Raw genomic sequence first — 12365 nt, 5'->3', positions numbered from 1 at the left:
ATTGCCGGAAGGGCAGGGCACGCCAAGCGGTCGGCCGGCAAGCCCCGAGCACGTTCTCGCGCGCCCGGGGACTTGTTGGATGACGAGCGGCAAACCGGAGGCGGCTGGTTGCCGACCTCCTTGCCGACCTACTTGCCGACCCAGGCGTTGAAGCGCTTGGTCAGGTCCTCGATGTTGTCGTTCCAGTAATCGACGTCGATCGCGATCGCGTTCTCGAGATTCTGCGGCGCCGTCGGCAGGTCGGCGGCGAGATCCGCAGGGACGGCGGCCGCGGCGGCCTTGTTGGGCAGGCCGTAGGCGATGTCCTGCGGCAGCTTGGACTGGTTCTCCGGCAGGCTGGCGAAGGCGATGAAGTCCATCGCCTGGTCCTTGTTCGGGCTGCCCTTCAGGATCACCCAGCTGTCGACCGCGTAGATGCTGCCCGGCCAGACGGTCTTGAACTTGGTGCCCTCGGTCTTGTTGATGCCGCTGATGCGGCCGTTATAGGCCGAGGTCATCACGACCTGCCCGGACTTCAGCAGCTGCAGGGGCTGGGCGCCCGATTCCCACCAGACGATGTCGGACTTGATCTCGTCGAGCTTCTTGAAGGCGCGATCGACGCCGCCCTTGTCGCGCAGCACCTTGTAGACGTCCTTCGGCGCGACCCCATCGGCGATCAGCGCGAATTCGAGCGCATATTTCGGTCCACGGCGAAGGGCGCGCTTGCCCGGGAATTTCTTGGTGTCCCAGAAATCCGCCCAGGAGGTCGGCGCCGTCTTCAGCTTGTCGGAATCGTACGAAAGGAGCGTCGACCAGACGATCGCCCCGACGCCGCAATCGCTGACGGCGCTCGGCAGGAACTTGTCCTTGCCGCCGAGCTTGGTCCAGTCGAGCTTCTCGTAGAGGCCGTCGGCGCAGCCGATGGCGAGCTCGTCGGCCTCGACCTGCACGGCGTCCCAGTTCGGCGTTCCCGCCTTCACCTTCGCCTGGACGACGCCGACGCCGCCGTCCCAGGATTCGTCGAGGACCGGCTTGCCGCTCTTGTCGGCGAAGGGCTTGAAGTAAATCTTGCGCTGCGCGTCCTGGTAGTTGCCGCCCCAGGATACGACGGTGAGGTCACGGGCGGATGCCGCGCCGAGGCCGGCGATGACGAGCCCCGCCGCGAGCGCGGTGCTGCCGAGTATGGATTTCAGAAACGTCATGGATCTTCTCCCTGCTTCTGCTGCAGCGACCCGCTCCGCCCCTCGCGGACAGGATCGTTGTTGCCCTCATTGGAACCCCCTTTTTCGTGGTGCGATAGAGGGTTTCCGGAAAATCTTGTCGCCGGTCAGGCTCCGATCTCGCTCAGCAACTGCGCCGGCGCGAGCCGCAGCGCCGCTGCCCGCCTGTGCCCCTCCAGGCCTTCGCTCGCGCTCTGGCGCATGGCCGGCGGAGCCACGGCCGCGACGCCGCGCTCGTCGAGCCATTGATGGGTACAGGTCTTGAGATAGGAACCCACCCAGAGGCCGCCGGTGTAGCGCCCGGCCGCCATGGTGGGCAGCGTGTGGTTCGTGCCGCAGCATTTGTCGGAATAGACCACGCTCGCGGCGACCCCGATGAAGATCGACCCGTAATTGCGCAGCTTCGCCGCCGTCGCATGCGCATCGCGCGTGTGCACTTCGAGATGCTCGGCGGCGATATGATCGGAATAGGCAAGCATGGCCGGTTCGTCGGCACAGACGACGATCTCGCCATAATCGCGCCAGGCGGCGGCGGCCACCGGCGCAGTCGAAAGATTGCCGAGCTGGCGCTCGATCTCGACGAGCACCTTCTCCGCCAGGGTGCGATCGGTGGTGATCAGGCCGACACGGGTGCGCACGTCATGCTCGGCCTGTGCCAGCAGATCGACCGCGATCGTCACGGCATCGCCGGTCTCGTCCGCGACGACGAAGATTTCGCTCGGCCCGGCCAACTGGTCGATGCCGACCAGCCCGAAGACCTGCCGTTTGGCCTCGTTCACATAGGCGTTTCCGGGGCCGACGATCTTGTCGACGGCCGGAATGCTTTCCGTGCCGAATGCCATCGCGGCGATCGCCTGCGCGCCGCCGACGCGGAAGATCCGGTCGACACCGGAAAGATGACAGCCGGCGATCATCGCCGGATGGGCTGCGGGCGGCAGGCAGGCGATGACCTCGTCGCAGCCGGCGACCTTGGCCGGCACGATCGTCATGATCGGCGCCGACAGCAGCGGATAACGCCCACCCGGCACATAGGCGCCGATGCGAGCGATCGGGATGATGCGGTGCCCGAGATGCAGGCCCGGCAGCGCCTCGATCTCCAGGGGCAACAGCGTCTTGCGCTGCGCCTCGGCGAAGCTCCGCACCCGTTCGATCGCGAATTCGGTATCAGCGCGTGTCTGCTTCTCGAGTCCTTCGAGCGCAGCGGCGCGCTCCGCGGGCGTGACCTCGAATGCCTCGATATCGACCTTGTCGAACTCGCGGGAATAATGCCGCAGGGCGGCGTCGCCGTCCCGCCGCACCGCCTCCAGAACGGCCTTCACCGTGGCCTCGACGGGGGTGTTGTCGCTCCAGGCACTGCGCTGGGGCGCCTTGATGCGCGTTATCCGGTCTTCCAGGGCGGGATCAGACTTGGACATGCAGTGTGTTCCGGTGAGCAGGAGTGAGCTGCAAGCTTCCGTGGCGCATCGAGGCAACGCAAGGAGGGCGGGCAGGCGTGTTGAAAATAATCACCAGTTGCGCTCAGATGCTGCGCCCGCACGAAGGAGGCTTTCCATGAAGGTCGGCGACCGTTTGAGGGAGCTTCGCCAGCGCCGGAAGCTCTCCGTCCGCGCCGTCGCCTTGCGCTCGGGCGTGTCCCATTCCTCGGTATCGCTGATCGAGCGGGACCTGATCAGCCCGTCGCTCGATACGCTGCACGCCATCCTCGACGCGCTCGGCACGACGCTATCGGGCTTCTTTCTGGATTTTCACGCCGTTTCACCGCCAAATCCCTTCTGCCGGGCAGCGGAAATGACAGAGATCGGCCGCGTGGACGCCATTTCCTACCGCGTCATCGGAACGGGCTTTCCTAACCGCTCGATGCTGATGCTGCACGAGACCTACGCTCCCGGCGCCGATACGGGCGAGGCCTTCTCCCACTCGGCCCAGGAAGGTGGCCTGGTCATCCGCGGCGCCGTCGAAGTCACGGTCGCGGGCCGGACGTCGATCCTGCAGCCTGGCGATGGTTATTATTTCGACAGCCGGGAGCCGCACCGATTCCGGAATGCCTCGACGGAAACGAGCGAAATCGTGAGCGCCATCACGCCTCCTACCTATTAGAGGCCGGGCGAGGGTGGGCGTATTGCGATTGTCGGCTCTCAGAGCCGAACTCAATCTCCGCTCAGGGCGGAGGAACGTAATTATAGCGTGGCGCGACCAGCGTCGGTTGGCGTGCCGACGCGGATCGGCAATCGGCCTTGTCGGCCGCCGCGTTGGGCTGTTCGACCTATTCCTTCTCGTATCAGGTTGTGATGCTGGAAGGTTCTTCGGGATTGCGTCGTATATTAAAAAGAACATTCGTTTGACTTAACGAACGATCCTTTCGCAAGATTTGATGCCTCGGCGCTGGATCGGCGTCGAACACGAATCCGCGAAAGGGTACGAACATGGTCGATGCGACCGAGCATTCGAAACGCTTCGAAGCCGACCGCCGCGCGCTGCTGAAGGCGGCGCTGCTCGTGCCGTTCATCGTCTCTGTCGCCGGAGCCGCAAAGGCACAGGGAGTTCTGCCATCGCAGATTCCCGCCGGCACGAAGCTGGTCGTTGCCGATCAGAATGAAGCGCTGCAGACCTTGATCCGGGCCTCCGGCGTGCAGGATCAGCTGTCGAGCACCGTCACCTATGCCAACTTCCTCGGTGGGCCGGCGATTTTGGAGGCGTTCCGGGCCGGCGCGCTGGATCTCGCGACGGTCGGTAACACGCCGCCGATCCAGGCCCATGCGGCGGGCGAGAATATCCCGATCGTCGCAGCGCGGGTCTCCTCCGAGACAGACTATTTCTTTGCCGTCCGTCCCGGCCTCAAGATCAACAGTCTCGAGGAACTGAAGGGCAAGAGCATCACCTATGGCGAGGGCACCGGGCGCCAGCCCTTCGTGCTGAACGCGCTGAAGCTTGCCGGGTTGACGCGCAAGGACGTCAAGCTTGTGCCGCTCAGGGCCGCCGACTTTCCCGACGCGATCCGGACCGGCCAGGTCGATGTCGCCGCGCTCAACGAGCCGCATTTCTCGCGCTATCTCACCGACTTCGCCGATCGCGGCGCCAGCGCGCTGCCCAAGGAGCAGAACGACAGGCTGCCGAAAAGCCTGACCTATCTCTACGCGAGCAAGAAGGCGCTCGACGATCCGGCGAAGGCGGCGGCGATCCGCGAATTCGTCGCGGGTTGGATCGACGCCAGCCGCTGGTCCCACAAGAATGTCGATGCCTGGGTCGATGCCTATTACGTCAAGCGTCAGAACCTGAAGCCGGCCGATGGGCGCAAGATCGTCGAGTCCGAGGGAGACTACCAGTTTCCGCTGCTGGCCAGCCTGATCGCCAAGCAGCAATCGCTCATCGACGTGATCCATGAAGCGGGCGACCTGCCGAAGCGGCTTGATGCGCGCGACGAATTCGACCTGCGCTTCGACGAGGTCATCGCGACCAAGACCAACTGACGTCCCGGTTCGGACGAAAGGACCGCCATGAGCCTGATCACCTATGCCACCGCATTCCAGGCAGAAGCGGGTGTCGAGGGGCATGCCGCCCGCACGTCCGGGGCGCATGCGGGCCGGCTGCCCAAGCTGGCGCCCGGACGGCTGCCGACAGGAGGAATCCTGCTGGGCCCGGTCGCGCTCATCGTAATCTGGGAACTCGCCTCTGTCCTCGGCTGGCTCTCTCCCAGGTTCCTCGCGGCGCCATCGACCGCTCTGCTCACCGGCTTCGAGCTTCTCGCCAACGGCACATTGGCCGACCATTTCCTCGCATCGGCCAAGCGAGCCTATCTCGGCCTCGGCATCGGCGTCGCGATCGGGCTTGCGATGGCGCTCGCCTCCGGCCTCAGCCGGATCGGCGAGGCCTCGCTCGACGGATTGGTCCAGATCAAGCGGGCCGTGCCGACGCTGGCACTGATTCCGCTTGCCATTCTCTGGCTCGGAATCGGCGAAACGATGAAGATCGCGCTGATCGCCTCCAGCGTGCTGGTGCCGATCTACATCAACACCCACGCCGCGCTGAGGGGTATCGACATCCGCCATGTCGAGCTCGCCCGCAGCGTCGGGCTGACACGCGGCGCCTTCCTGCGCGAAGTTGCCCTGCCGGGTGCTCTGCCGGGCTTCTTCACCGGCCTGAGGCTCGCCGTCACGACCTGCTGGACCGCTCTCGTCGTGCTCGAACAGATCAACACCAGCGAAGGCATCGGCTATCTGATGAACCGCGCCCGCGACTACGGCCAGACGGACATCATCGTCGTCGGCCTCGCGATCTACGCCATTCTCGGCCTCGGCTCCGATTTCGCCGTCAGGCACTGGGAACGCAAGGCGCTGTCCTATCGCAAGGCGCTCGCCTCGTGAACGCCTCGGCCCATCCGCTGCACCTGCCGCCGGGCGGCGTCGCTTCGGCTGCCGTCACGCTGCGCGGCGTCACCCGCCGCTTCTCGGGCCGCAATGTGCTGAGCGATGTCTCGCTCGATTTCGCGCCGGGCCAGTTCGTCGCGCTCATCGGCAAGAGCGGCTCGGGCAAGAGCACGCTCTTGCGCGCCATCGCGGGGCTCGACGACGGCGTCGAGGGTGAGGGGCGGATCGGCGTTCCCGCCGATCGCTCCGTTCTCTTCCAGGATTCCCGGCTGCTGCCGTGGAAGAACGCGCTGCAGAACGTCGTCTTCGGTCTGCGCGTGGCGGATGCGGATGAGCGCGGTCGCGCGGCCCTGGTCGATGTCGGCCTGGCCGGGCGTGAGGATGCCTGGCCGAACGACCTATCCGGCGGCGAGCAGCAGCGCGTCGCGCTGGCGCGTTCGCTCGTGCGCCAGCCGCGCCTGCTTCTCGCCGACGAGCCCTTCGGCGCGCTCGACGCGCTGACGCGGATCAAGATGCATGAGCTGCTCTTCCGCCTGATCCGCCAGCATCAGCCGACCGTGCTGCTCGTCACCCATGATGTCGACGAGGCGATCAAGCTCGCCGACCGCGTCCTCGTGATGGAGGGCGGCAGCATCGTCGTCGACCGGCCGGTGGCATTGGCGCATCCCCGGCTCAAGGATTCCCGTTTCGAGGCCTTGCGCGGCGATTTGCTCGCGGCGCTCGGCGTCTCCGATGCCATTTAGCTCCCACTCACAGGTCGATCCGCCATGTCACGCGAGCTGCACCTCAATCTCTTCATCAACGGCCGCGGCCATCACGAAACGGCCTGGCGCCATCCCGCCTCGACGAAGAAGGCCTTGAGCGATCTCGCCTACTACCGCGATCTCGCGCTTGCGGCCGAGGCGGCAAAGCTCGACTCGATCTTCTTCGCCGACCAGCTCGCGCTCGGCGACGAGCTGGCCCATGCTGCGCGTGGCGAGCTGGAACCCTTAACGCTGCTCGGCGCGCTCGCCGCGCTGACCGAACGCATCGGGCTGATCGCCACCGCATCGACGACCTATAATGAGCCCTACAACCTCGCCCGGCAATTCGCCTCGCTCGACCACCTCAGCGGCGGGCGGATCGGCTGGAACATCGTGACCTCCTGGGCACCGGGCGCCGCAGCCAATTTCGGCGGGGAGACGCAGCTCGGCATCGACCAGCGCTATGCGCGCGCCCACGACTTCGTCGAGGTTGTTTCCAAGCTCTGGGACAGCTGGGCAAGGGACGCCGTCATCGACGACCGCGAGCATGGAATCTATGCCCAACCGGATCGCGTCCGGCGCGCCGAGCATCGCGGCAGCCATTTCAGCGTGGCCGGTGCGCTCAACATCCCGCGCTCGCCGCAGGGGCGCCCGGTCTTCGTCCAGGCCGGGGCCTCGACCGACGGCCGCGCCTTCGCCGCACGTTACGCCGAGGCGATCTTCACCGCGCATCTCACCAAGGAAAGCGCGATCGGTTTCTACGCCGACATCAAGACGCAAGCGCGTACGCTTGGCCGGAGCCCGGACCAGATCGTCATCCTGCCGGGCCTCAGCGCGGCGATCGGCTCGACCGAGGCGGAAGCCAGGCGGGTCTGGGAGGAGCTCAACGAACTTTCACACCCGAGCGTCGGACTGGCCAGGCTGTCGAGCCGCTTCGGCGGACACGACTTTTCGCATCTCAAGCTCGACCAGGTTCTGTCGGCGGACGACTTCCCCGACCCGTCGCAGGTTCAGGCCTCGCGCAGCCGGGCCCAGTCGATCACCGCCCTTGTCGCGCGCGAGCGGCCGACATTGCGCGGCCTGCTGCACAGCCTGGCCGGCGCGCGCGGCCATTTCACCGCGACCGGAACGCCGGAGCAGATCGCCGACATCATCGAGGACTGGTTCCTGTCCGGCGCGGCTGACGGTTTCAACGTCATGCCGCCGATCCTGCCGGCACAGTTCGAGATATTCGCGGGCGAGGTTGTCCCGTTGCTGCGCCGCCGCGGCCTGTTCAGAAGCGAGTATGGCGACGGGACGCTCCGCGACCGGTTGGGCCTGGACCCCGTTCCCAGCCACTTCGATCCAGCGGTGCCGGCGAAGCGCTCCGCATGAGCGCGGGCGCCGTCCCGCGCCTGGCAGCCTGAACCGCCGCCATAGCGGCCGATGTGCCAGATCTCCGCGAATCCAAGGCCGTCTCGAATAGCATTCCCCGAGGCGGGCTAGGGTAGTGATTTATCAACGATACGCTCGCGGGCGCCGATAAATCAGTACGTCTCGAACAGTGCTTGTAGATCCTCGTGCGGGATCTCGCTCGCGATGCCGACCGCCGCCAGGATTCGCGCCTTTTGCGGCGTCAGTGAACCGGCGACGAGAAGGCCGAGCTCGGCGTCGCTGCGTAGGGGAGCAACGATGCCTTGGCCGGTTCTGCTGGCACGGATCACTGTGACGCCTGCATTGCGCGCGACGGTTGCCCCCTTGCGCATGCCCGGTGACAGACTGCCGTTGCCCATGCCCGCGACGACGAGCGCCTTGGAACCGGCAGCCACACAGGCTTCGCAAAGGTAAGAACCCGCGCCCGGATGGTCGAACAAGATATCGACCTGCGGAAGGCGATCCAGACGAGCGATATCGAATGCGCTCCGCCGCGTATGAAGACGCTCCGAGCGATGCAAAAACTGCACAGATTTCCCGCTGATCTCGGCGAGAATTCCATACTTGTTGGCTTGGAAGGCGTCGACCGAAGACGTGTCGCGCTTCACGACGTCGCGCGCGCCAAATACATGGCCGTTCGCCACAACCAGCACACCCTTGCCGGCGGATTCTGGCGCGGTTGCCGTAAGGATAGCATTATAAAGATTGAGGGGACCGTCGGCGCTTAACGCATTGGCCGGGCGCATTGCGCCGACGACAACAACAGGCTTGTCGGTCGGTACGACCAGATTCAGGAAATAGGCCGTTTCCTCGAGCGTATCCGTGCCGTGTGTGACGATAGCGGCATCGACTTGAGGGTCTTGAACGGCCGAGGCCACGGCACGGGCAATGTCCAGCAGGATCGCATTGTCGATCCGGAAACTTTCGATATTGATCGGCTGCTGGATCTCGATGCGGGCCAGCTCGGCGATCTGGGGCACGGCTGCCAGAATTTCCTTTGCGGTGCTGGTGACGCTGTAATTGTGAAAATCGTCCGCGCTCGCAGCCGCAGACGCGATCGTTCCACCGGTCCCGATCACCGTGATCCGTGGCAGATCCTTCGCCTCGTGTTTTGTCATATCAGCTCGATGCATCTGGCCGCTTCGGTCAACAAATCGCACGGAGCGCAACCTTGGGCCAGCGACGATCGTTCATTGCGTTATGCCGGATACGACTAGGAGGAGCCACGCCAGATAGCTGGCTAAAAAGAAGCCGGCCTTTCGTCGATTTGATCCGCCAGCCACATTCTGAAAGCATCCATCGCCGCGCAGTGCTTTGAATGCTCTTGGCTTGACCGGCAAGCGGATGCCGGACGTCGCACCTTCTCACCGCCGCCAAGGCGTGCGTGACAAGCAATCCTTTAGAATTTGCACGAAATGCTCCATCCGGGCTGCCCGGCCCTGACGTGGGCCGAGCAGTGCCACGACGTCGGCGTCAGGCAGGCGCCAGGGGCAGAGTACCTCGACCAACCGCCCGTCGCGTAAGTCGTCCGCAACGTCCCACTCCGATCGCTGAACGATCCCGAGCCCGGCGAGGGCCCAGCCTTTGATGACCTCGCCGTCGTTGCTGACGAGCGCCGGCCGGACACGAACTGTGGCCGTGTCTCCATCCTTTGCGGAGAAGCTCCACAGCGTCACGTCGGCCCGGTCTTCACGAATGACGCCGCAGACATGCCGTTCCAGGTCGCTCGGTGTTTCGGGCGCGCCACGTGCAGCGAGGTAGGCCGGCGCAGCGCACAGGATTCGCCGGTTCGGGGCCAGCCGTCGCAGTGCAAGCGCGCTGTCGGCCAGAGGACCAACCTGGACGATCACGTCCCATTGCTCGCTGCGGACGCTGCCGGGATCGTCGTGCAGCGTCAGTGTGAGCTCGACCTGCGGGAAGCGGCGGCGCATCTCTGCCATCGCCGGCGCGACATGGGCGCGGCCGAACCCAAATGGCGCCGCAACGTGCAGGCGGCCGCTTACGGTATTGCGTCGTTGGAGGAGCGAAGCCGAAATTCCTTCCATTCGCTCCAGCACGTCGCCACCTTGCTCGGCGAGCAACGTCCCCTCGGCAGTCAGCGTCAGGCGACGACCTGCGCGGTTCACCAGTCGAACCCCGAGACGAGCCTCCAAGCCTTGCAGGCGCTGCGACACGGCCGGCGGCGTTACGTCGAGCTCGCGGGCTGCTGCTGCGAGCGAACGCGCCCGGGCGACTGCGGAAAAGAAGGACAGATCCTGAGACGTCAGCATTAAGCTCAGACTTAATCCAAGATGCAGATCAGGTAAATTCTGCCTGGATGCGCGAACGGCTAAGGTCCCGCCCGACACGTTCAGGACGGGAGGCAACCATGAAAGTCGCCGACAAGCTGGCCGCGCTGCCCACGCCAGCACTGCTGCTCGAGGAAAGCCGAATGCTCGCCAATATCGACCGGCTGCGCGAGCGCCCCGCACGGCTCGGCGTGGCGCTCCGCCCGCATCTCAAGACCGCGAAATCCATAGAAGTTGCCCGTCGGCTTCTTGCGGATGGCAACGGGCCGGCAGTGGTTTCGACCCTGCGAGAGGCAGAGATGTTCTTTGCAGCCGGCGTCCGGGACATCCTCTATGCCGTTGGTATCGCCCCGCAGAAGCTGCCCCGCGTCGCTGCCCTTCGGTCCGCTGGCTGCGAACTCGCTGTGATCCTCGATACGACCGAGCAGGCTGATGCCGTAGTGAAAGCCTCCCGGGCGGCAGGCTCGCCAATTCCGGCGCTGATCGAGATCGACTGCGACGGCCACCGGGGCGGTATCGGTCCGGAGGACGACGCGCTGATCCGGATCGGACGCCAGCTCAGCGAGGGAGCGGAACTCCGGGGCGTGATGGCCCATGCCGGCGAAAGCTACGGCGCGGTCGGCGAAGAAGCCCAGGCGGAATTCGCCGAGCGGGAGCGCGCCGCGGCGGTTAGGGCCGCGACGCGGCTCCGAGATGCCGGTCTGCGATGCCCCGTGGTCAGCGTCGGCTCGACCCCGACCGCGCTTGCCGCCCGCAACTTGGCCGGCGTGACGGAAATCCGGGCGGGCGTCTCTACGTTTTTCGACCTTTTCATGGCCGGTATCGGCGTCTGCGCGACCGACGACATTGCCCTCTCGGTGCTGACGACCGTGATCGGACACCAGCGCTGTCGCGGCTGGATTCTTGTCGATGCCGGCTGGATGGCCATGTCTCGCGACCGGGGCACGGCGAACCAGGCCGTGGACCAGGGTTACGGAGTCGTCTGCGACGCGGAGGGCTGCGTAATCCCCGACCTCATCCTGGCGTCGGCGAACCAGGAACACGGCATCGTAACCGTGAGGCCCGGTAGTCGCGCGACGTTGCCTGATTTTCGAATTGGCGCCAGGCTGCGCATCCTGCCGAACCATGCCTGCGCGACGGCGAGCCAGTTCGATGCCTACGATGTCATCCCCGCCGAAGGCGGCAAAGCGCTCGTCCGGTGGGAACGCTTCGGCGGCTGGTAGGCGATCAATTATTCAGATCATCGCGGGGAGGAAAGTTCATCAGGGATTAACGCCGACGAAGTCGCCCGCAAGGAGCTGGTCGCGGTCATCCGTCTGGAGTCTGGAGACTCCCTAGATGCCTGCGACAGGGTTGGCGCGCTCCGGATCGGCAAAACCCGGATCGCTCTCAGGCAACTTGAGAAGCCTCTGTTCACCGATGTGATGGTCGAAGATGCTGCGCTTGGGCTTGGCGCGGATGAAGATCGCATACCCCTTTCGCGATACGTTGATGAGGAAGATATGTTTACTGTCCTCTTCAACGATCTCAGCCTAGCGTATGTGAACGGTACGCTCTTCCGAGACGACGCGCTGGTCGGCGGCGGAAAAATGTTCCTGCGGCACCTCATCGCGAATCCCTCGCTCGGTGCGGCCACAAGCGAGAAGGGATCGTTCGCGAACGGACAGGCCGAGTTCTCGCAAGGTTCGGTCTTCCGCGCTGTCGTGGACAGCGTTGCGCGTGAGGACGTGCTCATCTGCGACGATCTCGGCGACGAGTGGGCCGATTTTTATCGGCGTCGCGACTGAGACGACCCCGGCGACGATCAGCTTCTATCACGCCAAGCACGGCGATCGTTCGTTGAGCGCATCCGCCTTTCATGATGCCGTCGGTCAGGGCATCAAGAATCTCGGCCGGCTTAACCTCGCCGGAGATGTGATGGCGGTCAAATACGAAGGCTGGGACACTAGCTATCGGAATGATGGAGCGATGACCGCAATCGCTCGGTACATCCGCGGCGGCGCACGCGACGAGGTTGAGGTCAAGATTGGCCAAGTGGTCGGGGCGCCTGATGTCGTCCGCCGGGTTTTTATCGTTACCTCCTCGCTGAGCCGTACCGACGTTGCCAATGGCTTTGCGCAAGCCGCTGACGGTCATCCGCCCAGGCCGAATTTCGTTCAGCTGTATTGGATCCTGATGGGCTTCTTTTCTGCCTGCGCGGAAATCGGAGCAGTCGGTTATGTCGTCTGCCAGCCGTAAGCCCGTATGCACCGACGTTAGCTTTTCGATCGATCGCCGCCGACAACAACGAGCGCTAACCCGAGGCGGGCTGTGGCACACTAGTCGAAAGCGTCGCCAACGTTCAGAGTCTATAAGTCG

The 12365-nt window shown here is 64.9% G+C and carries 12 protein-coding genes; 8 read left to right on the top strand and 4 right to left on the bottom strand.

The window, feature by feature from the left end:
* Window positions 1-128: 128 nt before the first annotated feature.
* Together AC2FAN_RS01680 and hisD are read right to left on the bottom strand one after the other, a co-directional pair.
* Window positions 129-1181: an ABC transporter substrate-binding protein gene (locus AC2FAN_RS01680; protein WP_485172481.1), complete on the bottom strand. Its 1053-nt coding sequence runs from the start codon at window positions 1179-1181 to the stop codon at window positions 129-131.
* Window positions 1182-1306: 125 nt separating this feature from the next.
* Window positions 1307-2614, bottom strand: coding sequence for a histidinol dehydrogenase (gene hisD / locus AC2FAN_RS01675; protein WP_485172480.1), 1308 nt, complete (start codon window positions 2612-2614; stop codon window positions 1307-1309).
* 136 nt (window positions 2615-2750) lie between these two features.
* On the opposite strand from hisD, the gene AC2FAN_RS01670 reads away from it, so the two are divergent.
* The 5 genes from AC2FAN_RS01670 to AC2FAN_RS01650 all read left to right on the top strand — a co-directional run bounded on the left by AC2FAN_RS01670 (window position 2751) and on the right by AC2FAN_RS01650 (window position 7680).
* A complete protein-coding gene (locus AC2FAN_RS01670) occupies window positions 2751-3296 on the top strand; it encodes a cupin domain-containing protein (protein ID WP_485172479.1) in 546 nt (181 codons plus the stop codon).
* Window positions 3297-3622: 326 nt separating this feature from the next.
* On the top strand, window positions 3623-4666 hold the full coding sequence (locus AC2FAN_RS01665) for an ABC transporter substrate-binding protein (protein WP_485172478.1): 1044 nt from the start codon (window positions 3623-3625) through the stop codon (window positions 4664-4666).
* A 27-nt stretch (window positions 4667-4693) separates the two neighbouring features.
* The gene (locus tag AC2FAN_RS01660; protein ID WP_485172477.1) at window positions 4694-5560 is read left to right on the top strand and encodes an ABC transporter permease; all 867 of its coding nucleotides are present in this window, start codon (window positions 4694-4696) and stop codon (window positions 5558-5560) included.
* A complete protein-coding gene (locus AC2FAN_RS01655) occupies window positions 5557-6306 on the top strand; it encodes an ABC transporter ATP-binding protein (protein WP_485172476.1) in 750 nt (249 codons plus the stop codon). Before AC2FAN_RS01660 ends, AC2FAN_RS01655 begins: the two co-directional genes overlap by 4 nt.
* Before the next feature lie 24 nt (window positions 6307-6330).
* Window positions 6331-7680, top strand: a complete 1350-nt coding sequence (locus AC2FAN_RS01650; protein WP_485172475.1) for an LLM class flavin-dependent oxidoreductase — start codon at window positions 6331-6333, stop codon at window positions 7678-7680.
* 152 nt (window positions 7681-7832) lie between these two features.
* On the opposite strand, the gene AC2FAN_RS01645 is transcribed toward AC2FAN_RS01650, so the two are convergent.
* The gene (locus AC2FAN_RS01645; RefSeq protein WP_485172474.1) at window positions 7833-8837 is read right to left on the bottom strand and encodes an asparaginase; all 1005 of its coding nucleotides are present in this window, start codon (window positions 8835-8837) and stop codon (window positions 7833-7835) included.
* 246 nt (window positions 8838-9083) lie between these two features.
* Window positions 9084-9989: a LysR substrate-binding domain-containing protein gene (locus AC2FAN_RS01640; RefSeq protein ID WP_485172473.1), complete on the bottom strand. Its 906-nt coding sequence runs from the start codon at window positions 9987-9989 to the stop codon at window positions 9084-9086.
* A gap of 98 nt (window positions 9990-10087) precedes the next feature.
* Here AC2FAN_RS01640 and AC2FAN_RS01635 point away from each other — a divergent pair, with 98 nt between their 5' ends.
* The 3 genes from AC2FAN_RS01635 to AC2FAN_RS01625 all read left to right on the top strand — a co-directional run bounded on the left by AC2FAN_RS01635 (window position 10088) and on the right by AC2FAN_RS01625 (window position 12245).
* On the top strand, window positions 10088-11230 hold the full coding sequence (locus AC2FAN_RS01635; RefSeq protein ID WP_485172472.1) for an alanine racemase: 1143 nt from the start codon (window positions 10088-10090) through the stop codon (window positions 11228-11230).
* Window positions 11231-11431: 201 nt separating this feature from the next.
* On the top strand, window positions 11432-11794 hold the full coding sequence (locus AC2FAN_RS01630) for a hypothetical protein (protein ID WP_485172471.1): 363 nt from the start codon (window positions 11432-11434) through the stop codon (window positions 11792-11794).
* Window positions 11795-11846: 52 nt separating this feature from the next.
* Window positions 11847-12245, top strand: a complete 399-nt coding sequence (locus AC2FAN_RS01625; protein ID WP_485172470.1) for a hypothetical protein — start codon at window positions 11847-11849, stop codon at window positions 12243-12245.
* Window positions 12246-12365 lie beyond the last annotated feature (120 nt).

The organism is Allobosea sp. RIT-PG3_2 (genome assembly GCF_057321085.1).
This window is presented reverse-complemented; position numbering and strand designations above follow the sequence as displayed.